A 19,268-nucleotide genomic window follows, 5' to 3' on the forward strand; every position below is an offset into this window, starting at 1 on the left:
AGTATGGAAAAACCCGCCTAAAAATCCGCTGGAGCTTTCAACAAATTTCGATTCGACCTGGCAGCGGTAACTTGTCGGACGGTACAGATTCGGCCTGGAGCTCCATACCGATATAAAGCCAAAGCGTACTTTTTAACTCATTGATTTTTATGTGCGTAATATCCTCACAGCGCTGTAAGCGATAGCGCAATGTATTCACATGAATATGCAATGCTTTGGCCGTTTGCGTCAGGTCACAATTATGTTCAAACCAGGTCCGCAGCGTCTGTTGCAATACGCCTTTCGCGTCATGTTGCGCCAGTTGCAGCCACAGACGCGATAACTCCTGCACTTGCCAACTTTCAGACAGCCCGCTTAGCAGCGCGGGAAGCGCGTGGTCATGATAAAAAATGTACTGGCTGCGCAGCTTTTGTCTTTTCGCCATCGCCTGCGTGGCTCTCGCAGTGAGCAAAGATCGGTGCAATCCCGTCTCGCCGGCAAAATAGCCCCCAACCAAAATACGGCTAAAGCCCGATGATGCAGCCCATGATTTAAAAATCTGCAATTCACCCATTTCCTGGCGGGTATTCCACTTTCCCTCTTTTAACGTGATAGGCTTAATAATGATTAATTCATTAAATTCGGTAAACGTCACCAAATGGTTGCGCGCGTGATTCTCGAAATAATCCATTACATTGCGCAACGCTTCGCGATCCGGCTGGGAAAGTTCAATAATCAGCACCACTCTGGGAACCGCCAGATCAATGCCCAGATAGGCCGCCATAGAGCGCAACGACTCTGTTGAATTTTCTCGCAAAATCAATTGGTTGATCAGCTCTTCGCGATAGCGTTTATCCCACTGTCGCTGTTCGATCAGCACCATATGCTCAATCACCAGCTCCGCCGCCATTTTAACCAGCTCAGCATACGCGCGAACCTCCTCCGGCTCGCCGGTAATGCCGACCACGCCGATAAGCTGTTCATGAAAAGAGATGGGAAGATTAATGCCGGATCGCACACCTTTAAGCTGATTGGCGGTAGCGGAATCAATTTCTACAATACGGTTTTCCTTCAGCGCCAGAATGGCCCCTTCATGACGCTGGCGAAGCCGCGAAGGTTCGCCAGACGCGATAATGACGCCATGTTCATCCATGACGTTTACCGAGTAAGGAATAATTTTCATGGCTCGCTGTACAATTTGCCGCGCGGTATACCCTTTCAAGTAATGTTTTCTCAACACACTCATTCCCTGTTTCGTTATCGCTTCACATTAAAAAAACAATCTCGCATCAATGATGTCACTTATTAACGAATTTCTCAGAAGAATGCTTAGGCTAAGTCACCAAATTTTGGCGGCTTTACAGCGAGAATTTTGTAGGTTCCGACAATAAAAATGCCGCAACACGGTGCGGCATTAAAAAAAAGAGCGGCTTTCTAAGCGCTTGTCCCTCATCAGGCGTGCGCAAAATGGCGGCAGGGCACTATGATGTCGTTCACGCTTTACAACTTTTGTACAGGCCGCTCAGGATGAGGCATCCGTCACCTGACCATCCGGCCAGGCATGGACAACGGCTTTAATCAGCGTCGCCAATGGAATGGCGAAAAACACTCCCCAGAAACCCCACAGACCGCCGAAAATCACCACTGACAGAATAATCACCAGCGGATGCAAATTCACCGCTTCGGAGAAAAGTACCGGTACCAGCAGATTGCCATCCAGCGCCTGAATAATCAGATAAACGGCAAAACAGCTCCAGAATTCCGTCCCCAGGCCAAACTGAAACAGCGCGACGCCCACCACCGGAATTGTCACCACAAAGGCGCCGATATAGGGGATCAGAACCGAAAAGCCCACCAGTACCGCCAGCAGTAGCGAATAGTTGAGGCCAAACAACAAAAAGCCCAGCCAGGTCGCCACGCCCACCACTACCATCTCCAGCACTTTTCCGCGGATATAGTTGGTGATCTGCTGATTCATCTCATTCCACACCTGCCCCGCCAGCCCGCGATTACGCGGCAGCACGCGACGCACGGCATTCAACATCTGCTCTTTATCTTTTACCAGGAAAAAGACCATCAGCGGCACCAGCACCAGATATACCGCCAGCGTCAGTAGCCCGACTAACGAAGCCAGCGAATACTTCACCACCGAATCGCCCATGTTAAGCATCCGGGTACGCATGTTTTCCGCCATCGCATCAATAATGCCCGCATCCATCAGCGCCGGATAGCGTCGCGGCAAGGTCGCGGCAAAATCGGACAGTTTATTCAGCATACCGGGCATATCACGAATCAGGTAAATACCCTGCTGCCAGGCAATCGGCATCACCACAAACGCCATTAATAACAGAATGCCGACAAAGAGGATAAGGACAATGGAGGCTGCCCAGCGCCGGGAACAGCCAATCGCCTGCAGGCGCGCCGTCGGCCACTCCAGCAGGTAGGCCAGTACGATAGCGACCAGCAGCGGCGCTAACAGGCCGCTAAAGAAAAAGAGGATGCTAAAACCAGCCACCAGAATGACCAGCAAGGCAATCGCCTCCGGGTCGCTGAAGCGACGGCGATACCATTGCATTAACATTTCGAGCATAAAACCCTTCCCAGAACTCAACTGCGGGATTGTGATGCCGAATTGTATCGAAATGTCACAAAAAAGACTTCGCTTTTTATCGTTGATTCAGGAAACTAAAATAGTGAGTCTGTGCTCATCACAGTTACACTTATGAAGTGTCGGAGCGTGGAACGATATTTCACGACGTTGGTCAAAGGGCTATCTCAAAACAACAGGATAGAGGTTATGTTCAGGCAGTTGAAAAAAAACCTGGTGGCAACCCTCATTGCAGCATTGGCTCTCGGTCAGGTCGCGCCCGCATTTGCCGACCCTGCCGACACGCTGCCCGATATGGGAACCTCGGCAGGAAGCACGCTTTCTATCGGACAAGAGATGCAAATGGGCGACTTTTATGTGCGCCAGCTACGCGGCAGCGCGCCGTTAATCAACGATCCGCTGCTGGTGCAATACATTAACGCGCTGGGTATGCGTCTGGTCTCGCACGCCGACTCCGTCAAAACGCCCTTCCATTTTTTCTTGATCAATAATGACGAAATCAACGCGTTCGCGTTCTTTGGCGGCAATGTGGTGCTGCACTCGGCGCTTTTTCGCTACGCGGATAACGAAAGCCAGCTAGCTTCAGTCATGGCGCATGAAATCTCCCACGTGACGCAGCGCCATCTGGCGCGCGCGATGGAAGATCAAAAGCGCAGCGCGCCGCTTACCTGGGTGGGCGCGCTGGGTTCCATTTTGCTGGCCATGGCCAGCCCACAGGCCGGTATGGCGGCGCTAACCGGTACTCTGGCGGGAACGCGCCAGGGAATGATAAGTTTCACCCAGCAAAATGAGCAAGAAGCCGACCGTATTGGTATTCAGGTACTGCAACGCGCCGGATTTGACCCACAGGCGATGCCCTCTTTCCTCGAAAAACTGCTCGACCAGGCGCGTTACTCCACGCGTCCGCCTGAAATTTTGCTCACTCACCCCTTACCGGAAAGCCGCCTTGCGGATGCCCGCAACCGTGCCAACCAGATGCGCCCGGTCGTGGTGCAATCTTCCGCCGACTTCTATCTCGCCAAAGCGCGCGCCCTGGGAATGTACAATTCCGGACGTAACCAGCTTACCAGCGACCTGCTGGATCAGTGGTCTAAAGGCAACGTGCGTCAGCAACATGCGGCGCAATATGGCCGGGCGTTGCAGGCGATGGAAGCGAGCAAGTACGATGAAGCGCGCAAAACGTTGCAGCCGTTGTTAAGCGCGGAACCGAACAATGCCTGGTATCTTGACCTCGCCACCGATATTGACCTGGGGCAGAAAAGAGCCAACGACGCGATTAATCGCCTGAAAAATGCCCGCGATCTGCGCGTTAATCCTGTGCTGCAGTTAAACCTCGCCAATGCGTACCTCCAGGGAGGCCAGCCGAAAGCGGCGGAAACCATTCTGAATCGCTACACCTTTAGCCATAAAGATGACGGTAACGGCTGGGATCTGCTTGCTCAGGCCGAAGCCGCGCTGAACAACCGCGATCAGGAGCTGGCGGCGCGCGCTGAAAGTTATGCGCTGGCGGGACGACTGGATCAGGCAATTTCACTGCTCAGTAGCGCCAGCGCCCAGGCAAAACTGGGTAGCCAGCAACAGGCGCGTTACGATGCGCGTATCGACCAGTTGCGCCAGTTACAGGAACGCTTCAAGCCATACACGAAAATGTAATCGCCGTTTATTAGCCGGATGGCGTCACAAGGAGAACTCATGACCGACACGATTAAAATCTACCATAACCCGCGCTGCTCGAAGAGCCGCGACACGCTGAACCTGCTGAAATCTAACGGCGTGGAACCGGAAGTGGTGCTTTATCTGGATACGCCCGCCGATGCCGCCACCGTGCGGGAACTGCTGCGTATGTTGGGCATGTCCAGCGCGCGCGAACTGATGCGCCAGAAAGAAGATCTCTATAAAACGCTTCACCTGGCGGATAGCCAGCTAAGTGAAGAGGCGTTAATCCAGGCGCTGGTTGAACACCCTAAACTGATGGAGCGCCCCATTGTGGTAGCAAATGGTCAGGCGCGCATTGGCCGACCGCCTGAGCAGGTGCTGGACATCCTCGGTTAACCGTTGAACGCCGCCGTCGCGGCGTATTACAGTTTCAGGATCTCTTTGACAAACGGGATCGTCAGTTTTCGCTGGGCAGTGATCGACGCATGATCGAGCTGATCCAGCGTCATAAACAGCGTGCGCATTTCGCGATCAAGACGTTTGAGTAAAAACCGCCCGACATCTTCCGGCAGTTCAAACCCCCGTAACCGGGCGCGCAACTGTAGCGCCTGAAGTTTGTCTTCATCGGAAAGAGGCTGGAGTTTATAGATTTGCCCCCAGTCCAGACGGGAAGCGAGATCGGGCAAGCCCAGATTTAACTGTCTTGGCGGACGATCGCCGGTGATCAATAACCGCGTCTTACCGGACTCCAGAATGCGGTTATAGAGATCAAAGATCGCCATCTCCCACAGTTCATCGCCAGCGACACACTCAATGTTATCAATACACACCAGCGAGAGGTGTTCCATACCGTCGAGCACTTCCGGCACGAACCAGGTACGTTTATCGAGCGGGACGTAGCCTACCGCATCTCCACGCTGCGACAATTCAGCGCAGGCGGCGTGCAGCAAATGGCTGCGGCCCGCGCCTTCACGCGCCCAAAGGTAGATATATCCACTATGTTCCTGGCGCAACACGTTTTGTAACGCGGCCAGTAGAGAGGCGTTATCCCCCGGCCAGAAACTTGCGAAAGTTTCGTCGTCAGGAAGATAAAGTGGCAAAGAGAGCTGTGCCGGTGTGTTCAGAGATACCTCAACCCAGGATGACATAAAATCGCGCTGAGTTTACCACATAATTCCCTTGAGATAGAACCGGGCAGCATCGCTGCCCGGCAACCCGTTACTGATGCGGAGACTCCGCATCATTTGCCTCCAGTACCACTTCTTCCGGACGCAACAGGCTAATCAGTTTAAAAATCAGGCTCAGGCAAATCCCGACGATGGTCGCCAGCGCCATCCCTTTCAATTCTGCCGCGCCGATATGCACTTTCGCGCCGCTCACGCCGATGATCAAAATCACCGAGGTGAGGATCAAGTTTTGCGCTTTGTTGTAGTCGACTTTTGATTCGATCAATACGCGAATCCCCGACGCGCCGATAACGCCGTACAACAGCAGCGAGACGCCGCCCATCACGGGTAACGGGATAATCTGAATCGCCGCCGCCAGTTTGCCGACGCAGGAAAGCAGAATGGCGAAAATCGCCGCGCCGCCGATAACCCAGGTACTGTAGACGCGGGTGATCGCCATGACGCCAATATTTTCCCCATAGGTGGTATTCGGCGTGGAGCCGAAGAAGCCGGAGACGATCGTTGACAGTCCGTTAGCGAACATCGAGCGGTGCAAACCGGGATCGCGCACTAAATCTTTTTTGACGATATTCGCCGTCACCACCAGATGACCGACATGCTCGGCGATCACGACCAACGCCGCGGGCAGAATCGTCAGGATCGCGAACCATTCAAAACGCGGCGTATAGAAGGTCGGCAGCGCAAACCAGTGCGCCTGGGCAATCGGCGTGGTATCGACCACTCCCAGCGCGAATGACAGCGCATAGCCCGCCAGCACGCCGATCAAAATCGGAATGATCGCCAGGAAACCGCGAAACAGTACGGAGCCGAACACCGTCACCGCCAGCGTGACCATGGAGATGATAATTGTTTTCGTGTCCGGCGACTGCCCTTGCGCAGGCAGCAATCCGGCCATCCCCGCCGCGACGCCAGCCAGCTCCAGACCGATGACGGCAACGATTGCGCCCATTGCCGCAGGCGGGAACATCACATCCAGCCAGCCGGTGCCCGCTTTTTTAACGATGAAAGAGACCAGACAGAACAGCACGCCGCACATAATAAAACCGCCCAGCGCCACTTCATAACCCAGCGGCAACAGCAGTAGTACCGGGGAAATAAAGGCAAAGCTCGATCCGAGGTAGGCCGGAATTTTACCTTTGCAGATAAAGAGATACAGCAACGTTCCGATACCGTTAAACAGCAGAACCGTCGCGGGGTTGATATGAAACAGAACTGGCACCAGCACGGTCGCGCCAAACATGGCGAAAAGGTGCTGTAAACTAAGCGGGATTGTCTGTAAAAGCGGCGGTCTTTCACTCACCCCGATAGCACGGCGCGTCATAGTGTTTTCCTCTAAGTGTGTTTGTTATGAGTTGTTTTATTCAAAAAAAAGCCGACTCTTAAAGTCGGCTTTTAATTATTTATTCACTTATTTGGTACCAAAAATCTTATCGCCGGCATCGCCAAGCCCCGGAATAATGTATCCGTGCTCGTTAAGCCCCTGATCGATAGAGGCGGTGTACAGTTCAACGTCCGGGTGCGCTTTTTCCAGCGCCGCAATGCCTTCCGGCGCGGCGACCAGCACCAGCACCTTAATGCTGCTACAGCCTGCTTTTTTCAGCAGGTCGATGGTCGCGATGACAGAACCGCCGGTCGCCAGCATCGGGTCGACGATCAGCGCCATGCGCTCATCAATGTTCGATACCAGTTTCTGGAAATAAGGTACTGGCTCAAGCGTCTCTTCGTTACGGTACATCCCGACTACGCTGATACGCGCGCTCGGTACATTTTCCAGAACGCCTTCCATCATGCCCAGACCCGCGCGCAGAATCGGCACAACGGTAATTTTTTTACCTTTGATCTGGTCGATTTCCACCGGGCCATTCCAGCCTTCGATGGTGACTTTTTCCGTTTCCAGGTCGGCTGTCGCTTCATACGTCAGCAGGCTGCCTACTTCTGAGGCGAGTTCACGAAAGCGTTTAGTGCTAATGTCGTTTTCACGCATCAGACCCAGCTTGTGTTTGACGAGTGGGTGTTTGACTTCCACGATCTTCATACTCTTCTCCTATCCTCAGATGACTGGCAACCACAAAAAAAATCGCCGGATTATACCGCTTTTCCTCTCTGACGCAACACAATGTATGCTTGACCTGGATCAACCAAAAGCGCTGATAGTGGAAAAGTGAGTATAAATCACTCACGTTGAAACAGGCGATAAAGGCTAACAACCGTTTGAATCTTAGCAATTTTAAGGATGAATGGCCTGTCCCGACCGCCTGTCGTAAACCAAGTGCTGGATATCCTTTTCTTTTTTCCCAACAGAGAAATTTTCAAGCAGCGACCGAAACCATGCCAAAAAAATCGCCCGAATATCCAGGGCGCAGACCACGCTCGCAAACGTTTGCTTTCCCTGTTAGAATTGCGCCGAATTTAACTTTTACCGCAAGAAAAAACGTGGGGAACCAGGCAGTGACCGATAAGACCTCTCTTAGCTATAAAGATGCCGGCGTCGATATTGATGCGGGTAACGCTCTGGTTGATCGAATCAAAGGCGTAGTGAAGAAAACTCGCCGCCCGGAGGTTATGGGCGGTCTGGGCGGTTTCGGTGCGCTGTGCGCGTTGCCGCAAAAATATCGTGAACCGGTACTGGTTTCCGGCACTGACGGCGTAGGCACCAAACTTCGCCTGGCGATGGACTTAAAGCGCCACGACGCTATCGGTATTGATCTGGTGGCAATGTGCGTAAACGATCTGGTCGTTCAGGGCGCGGAACCGCTGTTTTTCCTCGATTACTATGCCACGGGTAAACTGGATGTCGATACCGCCGCCAGCGTGATCAACGGTATTGCCGAAGGCTGCCTGCAATCCGGCTGCGCGCTGGTCGGCGGCGAGACGGCGGAAATGCCGGGCATGTATCACGGCGAAGATTACGATGTGGCGGGTTTCTGCGTCGGCGTAGTCGAAAAATCAGAAATCATCGACGGCTCCCGGGTTGCCGAAGGCGACGTGCTGATTGCACTCGGCTCCAGCGGCCCGCACTCGAATGGATATTCGCTGGTGCGGAAAATTATTGACGTTAGCGGCTGCGACCCACAAACCACTCTGCTGGAAGGGAAGCCGCTGGCCGATCATCTGCTTGAACCGACCCGTATCTACGTAAAATCGGTTCTGGAACTGATTGAAAACGTCGATGTACACGCTATCGCCCACCTCACCGGCGGGGGCTTTTGGGAAAATATTCCGCGCGTTCTGCCGGAGAATACCCAGGCGGTAATTAATGAGTCGTCCTGGCAGTGGCCCGCCATCTTTACCTGGCTGCAAACCGCCGGTAATGTCAGCCGACATGAAATGTACCGTACCTTTAACTGCGGCGTCGGCATGGTGATTGCGCTCTCCGCTCCGGAGGCGGACAAAGCGCTTGCTCTGCTAAACGAGAAAGGTGAAAACGCATGGAAAATCGGTATCATCAAAGCCTCTGATTCCGAACAGCGTGTGGTTATTGAATAATGAATATTGTGGTGCTGATTTCCGGCAATGGAAGCAATTTACAGGCGATTATCGATGCCTGCGAAGCGAAGAAAATTAAAGGCACCCTCAGGGCAGTATTCAGCAATAAGGCCGACGCGTTCGGCCTTGAACGCGCCAGAGAAGCCGGTATTCCGGCGCAAGCGCTGACTGCCGATCGGTTTGACAGCCGCGACGCCTTCGATCGCGAGTTGATTCGCAAGATAGACGCGTATGCGCCCGATGTGGTCGTGCTGGCCGGTTTTATGCGTATTCTGAGTCCGATGTTTGTCGCGCATTACTACGGGCGACTGCTGAACATTCACCCTTCCCTGCTGCCAAAATATCCGGGGTTGCATACCCATCGCCAGGCGCTGGAAAACGGCGATGAGGAGCACGGTACCTCGGTACATTTCGTGACAGACGAACTCGACGGCGGCCCGGTCATTCTCCAGGCGAAGGTGCCGGTTTTTGCCGACGACAGCGAAGATGATATCACCGCACGCGTACAGACTCAGGAACATGCGATTTATCCGCTGGTGATTAGCTGGTTTGCGCAGGGGCGTCTAAAGATGCGCGATAACGCCGCCTGGCTGGACGGGCGTCGTCTGCCGCCGCAAGGTTATGCGTCTGACGAATAATACGTCATCGAACAGGACTGCGTCTGCTTGCCGGATGGCGGCATAAATGCCTATCCGGCCTACTCTTTTCCCTTCCTTTATGCTATCAGTTTATTGTCATATTTTTCTGGCGCAGTTGGACATTAACGCGTAATGCTCGCCATAATCATCAGGCAGTGTCCCGTGAATAAAACGGAGTATAGGTAGTAATGGGTCAGGAAAAGCTATATATCGAGAAAGAACTAAGCTGGTTAGCATTTAACGAACGCGTGTTACAGGAAGCAGCGGATAAATCCAACCCGTTGATTGAGCGGATGCGGTTCCTGGGAATCTATTCTAATAACCTCGACGAGTTCTACAAAGTGCGTTTCGCTGAACTGAAACGACGCATTATTATCAGCGAAGAACAGGGTTCAAATTCTCATTCACGCCATTTGTTAGGCAAAATTCAGTCCCGCGTGTTGAAAGCAGACCAGGAGTTCGACGGCCTGTACAACGAATTACTGCTGGAAATGGCGCGTAATCAAATCTTTCTGATCAACGAGCGTCAGCTCTCGGTGAACCAACAAAGCTGGTTGCGCCACTATTTTAAGCACTATTTGCGCCAGCATATTACCCCGATTCTCATTAACCGGGAGACGGATCTTGTTCAGTTTTTAAAAGATGATTACACCTATCTGGCGGTGGAGATTATCCGCGGCGATACCATAAACTATGCGCTGCTGGAGATACCGTCCGACAAAGTCCCACGCTTCGTTAATCTGCCGCCGGAAACACCGCGCAGACGCAAGCCGATGATTCTTCTGGATAATATTCTGCGCTACTGCCTGGATGACATTTTTAAAGGGTTCTTCGACTATGACGCGCTTAATGCCTATTCGATGAAAATGACCCGCGATGCCGAATATGACCTGGTGCATGAGATGGAATCCAGTCTGATGGAGCTGATGTCTTCCAGCCTGAAGCAGCGCCTGACCGCTGAACCTGTGCGCTTTGTCTATCAACGCGATATGCCCGCCGCGCTGGTCGACGTGCTGCGGGAAAAACTGACGATCTCCCGGTATGACTCAATCGTACCCGGCGGGCGCTACCACAATTTTAAAGACTTTATTAATTTTCCGAATGTCGGTAAAGCCAACCTGGTCAATAAACCGTTACCGCGGTTACGCCATCTTTGGTTTGATAAAGAGAAGTTTCGTAACGGTTTCGACGCGATTCGCGAACGTGATGTGCTGCTCTATTATCCGTACCATACCTTCGAGCATGTACTGGAACTGCTGCGTCAGGCGTCGTTTGACCCAAGCGTGCTGGCGATCAAAATCAATATTTATCGCGTAGCGAAAGACTCGCGCATTATTGACTCGATGATCCATGCCGCCCATAACGGCAAAAAAGTCACCGTGGTGGTGGAGTTGCAGGCGCGCTTCGATGAAGAGGCGAATATTCACTGGGCCAAGCGGTTAACCGAAGCGGGCGTCCATGTTATTTTCTCTGCGCCTGGGCTGAAAATTCACGCCAAACTCTTTCTCATCTCACGAAAAGAGGGCGATGACGTGGTGCGTTATGCGCATATCGGCACCGGTAACTTCAACGAAAAAACAGCGCGGCTGTATACCGATTATTCGCTGCTGACCGCCGATGCGCGCATTACCAATGAAGTGCGTCGGGTCTTTAATTTTATTGAAAACCCCTATCGCCCGGTCACTTTCGATTATTTGATGGTTTCTCCACAAAACTCACGGCGTCTGCTGTATGAGATGATCGATCGTGAAATCGCCAATGCCCAGCAAGGCTTACCGTCAGGGATTACCTTAAAGCTTAACAACCTGGTCGATAAAGGGTTGGTCGACAGGCTATACGCCGCGTCGGGTTCGGGCGTCCAGGTCAATCTGCTGGTGCGCGGTATGTGTTCTCTTATTCCGCAACTGGAAGGCATTAGCGATAATATTCGCGCGATTAGCATCGTGGATCGCTATCTGGAACACGATCGGGTTTATATTTTCGAAAACGGCGGTGATAAGCAAGTTTGGCTCTCTTCAGCTGACTGGATGACGCGTAATATTGACTACCGTATCGAAGTCGCTACGCCTATCCTCGACCCGCGGCTTAAACAACGCGTCCTGGATATCATTGACATTCTGTTTAGCGACACGGTAAAAGCGCGTTTTATCGATAAAGAACTCAGCAACCGCTACGTGCCGCGCGGCAATCGCCGTAAAGTTCAGGCGCAGCTGGCAATTTATGACTACATCAAATCACTCGAGCAACCAGACTAACGCTATGCCAATTTACGATAAATCCCCTCGCCCGCAGGAGTTCGCTGCGGTCGATCTCGGCTCAAACAGCTTTCATATGGTCATTGCCCGCGTGGTTGACGGCGCAATGCAGATTATCGGGCGCTTAAAACAGCGCGTCCATCTGGCGGACGGGCTGGGCGCGGATAACAAACTCAGCGAAGAAGCCATGGAACGAGGGCTTAGCTGTCTGTCGTTGTTTGCTGAACGCTTACAAGGTTTCTCCCCTTCCAGCGTCTGTATCGTAGGCACCCATACGTTACGTCAGGCGCAAAATGCCGCTGATTTTCTCAAACGCGCGGAAAAGGTTATTCCCTACCCGATAGAGATTATTTCCGGTAACGAAGAAGCGCGCCTGATTTTTATGGGCGTAGAACATACGCAGCCGGAAAAAGGCCGCAAGCTGGTGATCGATATCGGCGGCGGGTCAACAGAGCTGGTCATTGGCGAAAACTTCGAACCCAGGCTGGTTGAAAGCCGTCGTATGGGCTGCGTGAGCTTCGCGCAGCTCTACTTTCCCGGCGGCGTTATCAATAAAGAAAACTTCCAGCGCGCTCGAATGGCGGCGGCGCAAAAACTGGAAACCTTAACCTGGCAGTATCGTATTCAGGGTTGGAACGTAGCGATGGGCGCTTCCGGTACGATTAAGGCCGCTCATGAAGTTCTCCTGGCGCTGGGTGAGAAAGATGGCTTCATTACGCCGGAGCGCCTTGATAAACTGAAGTCAGAAGTGTTGAAGCACCGCTCCTTTAATGCGCTCAGCCTGCCGGGTCTGTCTGAAGAACGCAAAACGGTCTTTGTGCCGGGCCTGGCAATTCTGTGCGGCGTTTTTGATGCTCTGGCTATCCGCGAGCTTCGCCTTTCCGACGGCGCGTTGCGCGAAGGCGTGCTGTATGAAATGGAAGGCCGCTTCCGCCATCAGGATGTTCGCAGCCGTACCGCAAAAAGTCTGGCCAATCAATACAACATTGACAGAGAACAGGCCAGACGCGTGCTGGAAACCACCATGCAGATGTACGAGCAGTGGCAGGCCCAGCAGCCAAAACTGGCGCATCCGCAGCTTGAAGCGTTGCTCCGTTGGGCGGCAATGCTGCATGAGGTTGGACTGAATATTAATCACAGCGGTTTACATCGCCATTCAGCTTATATCCTGCAACACAGCGATTTGCCCGGCTTTAATCAGGAGCAGCAAATGATGATGGCGACGCTGGTGCGTTACCATCGTAAAGCCATAAAACTGGATGATATGCCCCGCTTTACGCTGTTTAAGAAAAAACAGTATCTGCCGTTAATTCAGCTACTTCGGCTGGGCGTATTACTGAACAACCAGCGGCAGGCGACCACCACGCCGCCGACGCTGCGGCTAACGACCGATGACAGCCACTGGACGTTATGTTTTCCGCATGACTGGTTCAGCCAGAATGCGCTGGTACTGCTTGATCTGGAAAAAGAACAGCAGTACTGGGAAGCGGTAACTGGCTGGCGTCTCAATATTGAGGAAGAAAGCTCGCCGGAGATCGCCGCGTAAATTGTGGATCAGACGCCGCGACGCGGCGTCTGCCTTTACTGAATCTCAGATAATAGCTGCGGCTCGCCAATTAAATATCCCTGAAGATAGTCGATCCCCAACGAGAGCACGACGCTTCGTATTTCTTCGCTCTCGACATACTCCGCGACGACCTGCATATTTTTCATTCGCGCTAAATGACAAATAGAAGCCACAATCTGATAATCGAGACTGTTTGACACTATATTGCGAATAAAACTGCCGTCAATTTTAAGAATATCGGCGTCAACGTTTTTCAGCCGCGCATAGCTGGCGTAGCCAGTACCGAAATCATCAATCGCTATCTGACAGCCAAACTGCTGTAGCTGTCCCAGCGTCAACTGCGCCTGCTCAGCATTGGTGAGAGAGTTGCTTTCCGTTACCTCAAAAACCAGTTGCCAGGGTTCAACCTGATATTGTTTAAGCAACTGCTTAACTTCTGCAGGAAAACGGGCGCGGCATACCGATGTTGGCGACAGATTAATGGCAAAACGATGCGCGGGCATATATTCCCGGCTGGCCGCCATAAACCGCAGCGTGTTTTCAATCACCCAAAGATCGATAGCAGAAGACAAACCAAACTCATGCGCCACGGGTAAAAAATTGTCCGGGTTGATAACGTCGCCGTTGTCATCCCTGAGTCGCAGTAAAATTTCATGGTAAACGTCCCCACGTACACCGAAAATAGGCTGCGCCATCAGGAAAAAATGATCGTGCTCCAACGCCTGTTGCAGGCGATTCATCATCGCAATTCTGCCCTTCAAATCGCGCTGCAGGTGCATTGCGCCGCGCCGCTGTAAATCCTCCGGCGCGTTAGTCGTCAACGAAAGATCGGAACTGGTGCTTAATTCGCCCAGCAGAAGATAAAGGTGGCTAACCGGAGAACGCACGCAGCAGTAGCTCACGCCGACAGGCGGCTGTAGCGGCAGTCCATCCCAGATAAACCGAAACTGCTTAATATGTTTATCCAGCGCTTCAATACGCTGCTGATGCGACTCTGTATTAAGACGCAGCACCAGGTCGTGCCCTGACATCTGGTAGACGCACTCATTGGAGGCCAACATCGGCGTAATCCAGTGAGAGAGCTTTTGCTTATACTGGATGCGTAGCATGACGCCATAATTTTTACCCAATAGCTCCAGACCTGGCACGTGTAAAAAACAGATCGTAGACCAGGGCGCATTTTGGAGCGCGCGGTTTAACGCACGTAAATTGGGAAGATGTACCACCGGGTCAAGATAGGCCAGCCGCCGTGCGCGACCACTCACTACGCGCTGGCGCGTGGCCAGTACAGACATATAATTAACAATAAAAGAAAAAACCAGATAGCTCGAAGAGGTAATCGCTAATTGCGTATCATAACCTGAATACCAGGGCATATAACGCTGATAATAATGAATTGACGTAATTAGCACGACGGCCCAGATAATTGAAATAAACTTATAGCCATAGCGCATCGCGCCCCACAGCATGACCGGCAATAATAACGAAAGCGTATAGTTGGTACTAAATATTGAACTATTATCAGTCAATGGCATACACAGTATAAACATTAGTGTAGTCAATACGGCCAGCCAAATAACGATCTCTTTTTTAGTGGCCTTGCTATCAATCTGTAGCTTTAATTGCTGATAATACCCGCGCAGGTGCAGCGGATTGCGGAGAGTACGAATAATAAAATAGCACAATGGCACGCCGATAAGGTTACCGACCAGTAACGCCTGGTAATTAATCAGCGTGTTGATATTAAAGGGCATTACCCCCATCAGGCTGGCTTTACTTTCGTACATGCCAACAAAAGCGGCAAACTGGTAGATGACCAGAAATAATGTTGCTGAACAAAATACCTGCCAGAACATTCGTTGAAACAACAGGTGGGCGTCGCCGTGGGAAACATTATTTCGCCGGGGGGAAAAGACACGATAGCCGCCCCAACTTAGCACGATAGTAATGATAAAGTGCATCGTCACAGAAAGGGTTTCATACAGCCCTGTCTGCGGGTATCTGCGCCAGAAGATAGCAAGCACAATACCCGGCAGTGCTGCCCAGCCGAAAAAGAGCATCAGACTAAGCATAAAAGCTAACGGCAGGTAAAAAAGAACCACATTTCCAGTGCTGGTAAGCGCATAAGTATTTGCGCTACTTAAAACAGGTAGTAAAATCGAAGGGAGAATGAGCGGTAGTCCCCACCATTTATCTCTGATATTTATATAAGTTTTATTTAGTTTCATAGATGCTCAGCAGAACCCCCCAATCCCAAAGGGGCGTTAACAGACAGGCATCCCACCTGACTTTAAATTGATGATGCGATATACATCACACGATAGTCATCGATTGTAATTATTAAACAAAAGTAACATTTGATTTAAGTCAATTATTACCTTTCTCCTGCAGCCTTTATTCGTCTTTTTATTCTTTGTTATCATTAATTTATTATTAATGTAAATACTAAAATTATCTTCCATAACAATATAAGATAAATCAACTGACGCAATTTTACATTAAGAGGAATTGACCATCGGTTCGCAGTATGCCTTAATGTAGAGTGAACGCAGGCTTGCTACGTTCTTCGCCTTGATAATACCCTTGAAGAACCCAGCCTGATCCCGCCCATACCGCTGGGCCAACGTTAAGGAACCCTTTGTGAGTCAGGCCAACAGTATGCGAAAACGACATCGATTTAACACTCGCATGACCCGTATCGTACTGCTTATCAGTTTTCTCTTCTTCTTTGGACGTTTCGTCTACTCTTCTATCGGCGCCTGGCAGCACCATCAGGATAAAAAAGAAGCGCAACAATCATCGCTTTCTGTCACCACGCCGGGACAACGTTAAGCTGTTGTCCGTTGGCGATATTATCGTCACAGGCTTACTGTGTTATCCAGAACTCTGTTTTCCCTTCCCTGGCTTAGCATGAACCGATAAAAACAAAGCATCGTACTATCTAATGCTTTGTTTTTTAGTCTAAAAAAACAATCAACTACAAGAAACGATAGTTTACTTTTTTTAAGATTAGTCTTAAATACATTCCTTTTTGCGTTATTACCTAAACAAGGAATTGTGATGAATTTTAAAAAAAATGCTTTGCCTCTGGTTTTGTTTGCCTCTTTTTCTCTTGCCGGATGCCAGTCCAATGCGGATGACTATGCCGCAGATGTTTACCAAACCGGGCAGTTAAACGCGAAGCAAGAAACAAAGACCGTCAATATTATCTCTGTTTTGCCAGCGAAAGTTGCCGTAGATAACACCGCCAATAAAAAAACCGCTCAGACCTTCGGCGCAATTCTTGGGGCTGTAGCGGGCGGCGTTACTGGTCATAACATGGGTTCAGGTAGCGGTTTGGGTACTACTGCCGGCGCGGTTGGCGGCGGAGCCGTTGGCGCAGCGGCGGGTTCATTAGTTAAAGATAAAACGTTAGTTGAAGCTGTATCTTTGACTTACAAAGAAGGAACGAAGGTTTATACCTCCACCCAGGTGGGAAAAACGTGCCAATTTACCACCGGTCTGGCGATGGTGATATCGACCAAAGATAACGAAACGCGAATTCAACCCAATACGAAATGTCCTGAGAAAAGCTAACTATCGGGAGATTTTATGAAGAAAGTTATTTTCGGCGCTGTTTTATTCACCCTAAGCGGCTCGGTTTTATCTTCTTCTTTGCAGGATCAGCTTGCGGCGGTAGCCCAGGCTGAACAGCAAGGAAAAAATGAAGAAAACAGACAACGTGATGCTCTGCAAGCCAAACGAGATCAAGAGGCTCAACAGGAAAGACAAAGGCAAGCCAATGCGGCAGCGGTTGCTAAGCAGCGAGCAAAAGCGGCAGAAGCTGAACGGAAAGCACGGCAAGCAAAATTGGCAGCGGAAGCCGCGCAAGATAAAGCGCGCGATCAAAGCTACGAAGATGAGCTTCGTCGTTTAGAAATTCAGAAACAAAAACTGGCGCTGGCCAGGGAAGAGGCCCGGGTAAAAAGAGAAAATGAATTCATCGATCAAGAGCTGAAAAGTAAAGCTGCCCAGACAGATGTTATTCAATCTCATGCTGATGCAAACAGAAATCTATCTGAAGGTGGTCGCGATCTGCTGCAAAGCGAAGGTAAAGCCCGTGAGGAAAAGGCAAGCGGCTGGTTTAACTGATTTCGCTAATCATTTATGACCAGTAAAAAACCTCTGCGTAAGCGGAGGTTTCTGTCTGGTCGCACAGTATTTTCGCAGTTCAGGACGGGTCACCCTACATAAAAAAGCCCGCGCAAGAAAAAGAAGCTTTAGCGTTAACGCAAAAAGACAATCCCACTCAATGGGTTCAGGCCATGATCAGACACTTAAAGAGCAACCGCGGGATATCCTGCCTGGGTGATAAGATCATATACGCGGTTACTAAGATTCCCTCGACCGAATACAAAATCCGATAGCCTTCAGCGTGGTTAAACTCCCGGTAGCTGGCACAAGTTCAGGGCAAATCTGGCATCCCAGCGGGCACTGGCGTACGGTACTCTCAAACTGTGTAAGTATCTCTGCGATAGCCGGATGCGGCTCAACCTCAACGCGCTTCAGGAAACCCGCTATTGTGTCGATGCAGTGCTTTACCGTAAACGTATACTCAAAGGTCACCTGCGGTTCCGCCCTATCCGCCAGAGTCAATGCGAAATCAGGAAGATAACCATCGTGGGAGGAGAATAAGGTGACCAGTCCCATACGTCAGAATTTGTTTTGTAAAGAGCCATCTGGGATCAGATTACCAACGTTGACAGGCAAAACCATCAACTCATTACAGCTAAGCTCAACGAATAATTTAGGTCGTTTCGTTGGTCGTAATGTAACCCTGGCTCGGTTGGGTTATGACATTCACTACGATTTATGATATCCAGCGTGATATTAAAGATACATTTAATCGTGTAGCGGTTCCTAAAGATCGCATTCAGTGGATGTACTTCTAATGAGAGATATTGAGAAAGAAATTATCGATTTTATCGATCAGGAATATAACACTAAAAAGTACTTTCTCTGTGGATCAAAGCGAACCATCACGCTTGATACCAGTATTAGGGATGATCTAAAACTCGTTTTTGAAGATAGTGAAGAACTTCTACAAGAGTACTTCAAGCGTTGGAATGTAGATTCAGAAGGATTTGACATACTCAACTATCTGAATCCAGGGTACTTTGGAAGTAAAGAGCCTGATCCGTGTAAGCCACTAACAGTTGGTATGCTCGTTGAAAGTGCTAAAGCTGGACGTTGGTTATATAGTTGAAGAATAAGTTATTATATTTTAAATACCCCCCTTATTTGGGCTGAATCGCCACGGATAACCTGGATACTTCTGAGTCGTTGGTAGATCTTTTTCTTTATCCGTTCACGCTTCAGTAGCTGGAAAAAGCTTTCTGCAACCGCATTGTCATGACAGTTGCCACGACGGCTCATACTGCCCTCCAGTCCGTGCGATTTCAGGAACGACTGCCATTCATAGCGGGTGTACTGACTACCCTGATCAGACTGAACCAGCACCTGTTTTTGGGGATGACGTCGCCACACAGCCATCAGAAGCGCATTCAGGACAATATCTTTTGTCATTCGTGGTTGCATTGACCAACCGATAACTTTGCGCGAGAACAAATCAACGACCACGGCAAGATACAGCCAACCTTCGTGGGTTCGTAATTACGTCAAATTTGCCGTCAGGAGCTGTGCGCTACACAGAAAATGCATCTATGCACATAAATAAAAACCCTCTGCAAAAACAGAGGGTTAAATTCACTTTTACCTGTTCATGAAAACACAGGAAGGGTTATCGGCTTCCCACTCAATGGTTTAGGAACCATCCAACATCTTATTATCACGGAATTTTATGACAACCATTTCCAGACGATACTGTAATAAATACCGTCAAAATGATGAAAT

At 50.5% G+C, this 19,268-nt stretch carries 17 protein-coding genes and 3 pseudogenes; 11 read left to right on the forward strand and 9 right to left on the reverse strand.

What is annotated here, in order from left to right:
• Nucleotides 1-37 precede the first annotated feature (37 nt).
• Both NAZ64_RS16000 and NAZ64_RS16005 read right to left on the reverse strand, forming a co-directional pair.
• The gene (locus NAZ64_RS16000; RefSeq protein ID WP_001533732.1) at nt 38-1,225 is read right to left on the reverse strand and encodes a sugar diacid recognition domain-containing protein; all 1,188 of its coding nucleotides are present in this window, start codon (nt 1,223-1,225) and stop codon (nt 38-40) included.
• Between the two features lie 276 nt (nt 1,226-1,501).
• Nucleotides 1,502-2,569: an AI-2E family transporter gene (locus tag NAZ64_RS16005; protein WP_000892056.1), complete on the reverse strand. Its 1,068-nt coding sequence runs from the start codon at nt 2,567-2,569 to the stop codon at nt 1,502-1,504.
• A 207-nt stretch (nt 2,570-2,776) separates the two neighbouring features.
• Here NAZ64_RS16005 and bepA point away from each other — a divergent pair, with 207 nt between their 5' ends.
• Together bepA and arsC are read left to right on the forward strand one after the other, a co-directional pair.
• A complete protein-coding gene (bepA, locus tag NAZ64_RS16010) occupies nt 2,777-4,240 on the forward strand; it encodes a beta-barrel assembly-enhancing protease (RefSeq protein ID WP_000489631.1) in 1,464 nt (487 codons plus the stop codon).
• A 39-nt stretch (nt 4,241-4,279) separates the two neighbouring features.
• A complete protein-coding gene (gene arsC / locus NAZ64_RS16015; RefSeq protein WP_000132650.1) occupies nt 4,280-4,639 on the forward strand; it encodes an arsenate reductase (glutaredoxin) in 360 nt (119 codons plus the stop codon).
• Nucleotides 4,640-4,665: 26 nt separating this feature from the next.
• Here arsC and NAZ64_RS16020 read toward each other — a convergent pair whose 3' ends face one another.
• From NAZ64_RS16020 to upp, 3 genes are all read right to left on the reverse strand, one after another.
• Nucleotides 4,666-5,367: a DnaA inactivator Hda gene (locus tag NAZ64_RS16020; RefSeq protein WP_061835882.1), complete on the reverse strand. Its 702-nt coding sequence runs from the start codon at nt 5,365-5,367 to the stop codon at nt 4,666-4,668.
• A gap of 94 nt (nt 5,368-5,461) precedes the next feature.
• Entirely contained in the window at nt 5,462-6,751 is a 1,290-nt protein-coding gene (gene uraA, locus NAZ64_RS16025; RefSeq protein ID WP_000198344.1) for a uracil permease, read from the reverse strand.
• An 87-nt stretch (nt 6,752-6,838) separates the two neighbouring features.
• On the reverse strand, nt 6,839-7,465 hold the full coding sequence (upp, locus tag NAZ64_RS16030) for a uracil phosphoribosyltransferase (protein WP_000706208.1): 627 nt from the start codon (nt 7,463-7,465) through the stop codon (nt 6,839-6,841).
• 413 nt (nt 7,466-7,878) lie between these two features.
• Here upp and purM point away from each other — a divergent pair, with 413 nt between their 5' ends.
• The 4 genes from purM (at nt 7,879) to ppx (ending at nt 13,355) form a co-directional block, all read left to right on the forward strand.
• Nucleotides 7,879-8,916, forward strand: coding sequence for a phosphoribosylformylglycinamidine cyclo-ligase (gene purM / locus NAZ64_RS16035; protein WP_000130477.1), 1,038 nt, complete (start codon nt 7,879-7,881; stop codon nt 8,914-8,916).
• Nucleotides 8,916-9,554, forward strand: a complete 639-nt coding sequence (purN, locus tag NAZ64_RS16040) for a phosphoribosylglycinamide formyltransferase (RefSeq protein ID WP_001028589.1) — start codon at nt 8,916-8,918, stop codon at nt 9,552-9,554. The genes purM and purN overlap by 1 nt, the downstream gene beginning before the upstream one ends.
• 188 nt (nt 9,555-9,742) lie before the next feature.
• On the forward strand, nt 9,743-11,809 hold the full coding sequence (gene ppk1 / locus NAZ64_RS16045; protein WP_000529555.1) for a polyphosphate kinase 1: 2,067 nt from the start codon (nt 9,743-9,745) through the stop codon (nt 11,807-11,809).
• Between the two features lie 4 nt (nt 11,810-11,813).
• A complete protein-coding gene (ppx, locus tag NAZ64_RS16050) occupies nt 11,814-13,355 on the forward strand; it encodes an exopolyphosphatase (RefSeq protein ID WP_001123335.1) in 1,542 nt (513 codons plus the stop codon).
• 35 nt (nt 13,356-13,390) lie between these two features.
• On the opposite strand, the gene NAZ64_RS16055 is transcribed toward ppx, so the two are convergent.
• Together NAZ64_RS16055 and NAZ64_RS16060 are read right to left on the reverse strand one after the other, a co-directional pair.
• A complete protein-coding gene (locus tag NAZ64_RS16055) occupies nt 13,391-15,604 on the reverse strand; it encodes a bifunctional diguanylate cyclase/phosphodiesterase (RefSeq protein ID WP_079841118.1) in 2,214 nt (737 codons plus the stop codon).
• Between the two features lie 96 nt (nt 15,605-15,700).
• Nucleotides 15,701-15,838: a hypothetical protein gene (locus NAZ64_RS16060; protein WP_001581698.1), complete on the reverse strand. Its 138-nt coding sequence runs from the start codon at nt 15,836-15,838 to the stop codon at nt 15,701-15,703.
• 178 nt (nt 15,839-16,016) lie between these two features.
• Here NAZ64_RS16060 and NAZ64_RS16065 point away from each other — a divergent pair, with 178 nt between their 5' ends.
• From NAZ64_RS16065 to NAZ64_RS16075, 3 genes are all read left to right on the forward strand, one after another.
• Nucleotides 16,017-16,208: a YfgG family protein gene (locus NAZ64_RS16065; protein ID WP_000075924.1), complete on the forward strand. Its 192-nt coding sequence runs from the start codon at nt 16,017-16,019 to the stop codon at nt 16,206-16,208.
• 225 nt (nt 16,209-16,433) lie between these two features.
• On the forward strand, nt 16,434-16,952 hold the full coding sequence (locus NAZ64_RS16070) for a glycine zipper 2TM domain-containing protein (protein ID WP_023212327.1): 519 nt from the start codon (nt 16,434-16,436) through the stop codon (nt 16,950-16,952).
• A 15-nt stretch (nt 16,953-16,967) separates the two neighbouring features.
• Nucleotides 16,968-17,507 (forward strand): DUF5384 family protein, encoded by a 540-nt coding sequence (locus NAZ64_RS16075; protein WP_001645527.1) that lies wholly within the window; start codon nt 16,968-16,970, stop codon nt 17,505-17,507.
• Between the two features lie 166 nt (nt 17,508-17,673).
• On the opposite strand, the pseudogene NAZ64_RS16080 reads toward NAZ64_RS16075, so the two are convergent.
• Nucleotides 17,674-17,817: pseudogene (locus tag NAZ64_RS16080) on the reverse strand (hypothetical protein); the annotation flags it as partial.
• Nucleotides 17,818-18,084: 267 nt separating this feature from the next.
• Between NAZ64_RS16080 and NAZ64_RS16085 the strand changes: the two are divergent.
• Together NAZ64_RS16085 and NAZ64_RS16090 are read left to right on the forward strand one after the other, a co-directional pair.
• A pseudogene (locus tag NAZ64_RS16085) lies at nt 18,085-18,307 on the forward strand (STM2901 family protein); the annotation flags it as partial.
• Nucleotides 18,292-18,621, forward strand: a complete 330-nt coding sequence (locus tag NAZ64_RS16090) for a DUF1493 family protein (RefSeq protein WP_220569725.1) — start codon at nt 18,292-18,294, stop codon at nt 18,619-18,621. The pseudogene NAZ64_RS16085 and the gene NAZ64_RS16090, both read left to right, overlap by 16 nt.
• Nucleotides 18,622-18,701: 80 nt before the next feature.
• Here NAZ64_RS16090 and NAZ64_RS16095 read toward each other — a convergent pair.
• Nucleotides 18,702-19,028 (reverse strand): annotated as a pseudogene (locus NAZ64_RS16095) (DDE-type integrase/transposase/recombinase); the annotation flags it as partial.
• Nucleotides 19,029-19,268 lie beyond the last annotated feature (240 nt).

Source organism: Salmonella sp. A1325 (assembly GCF_056991255.1).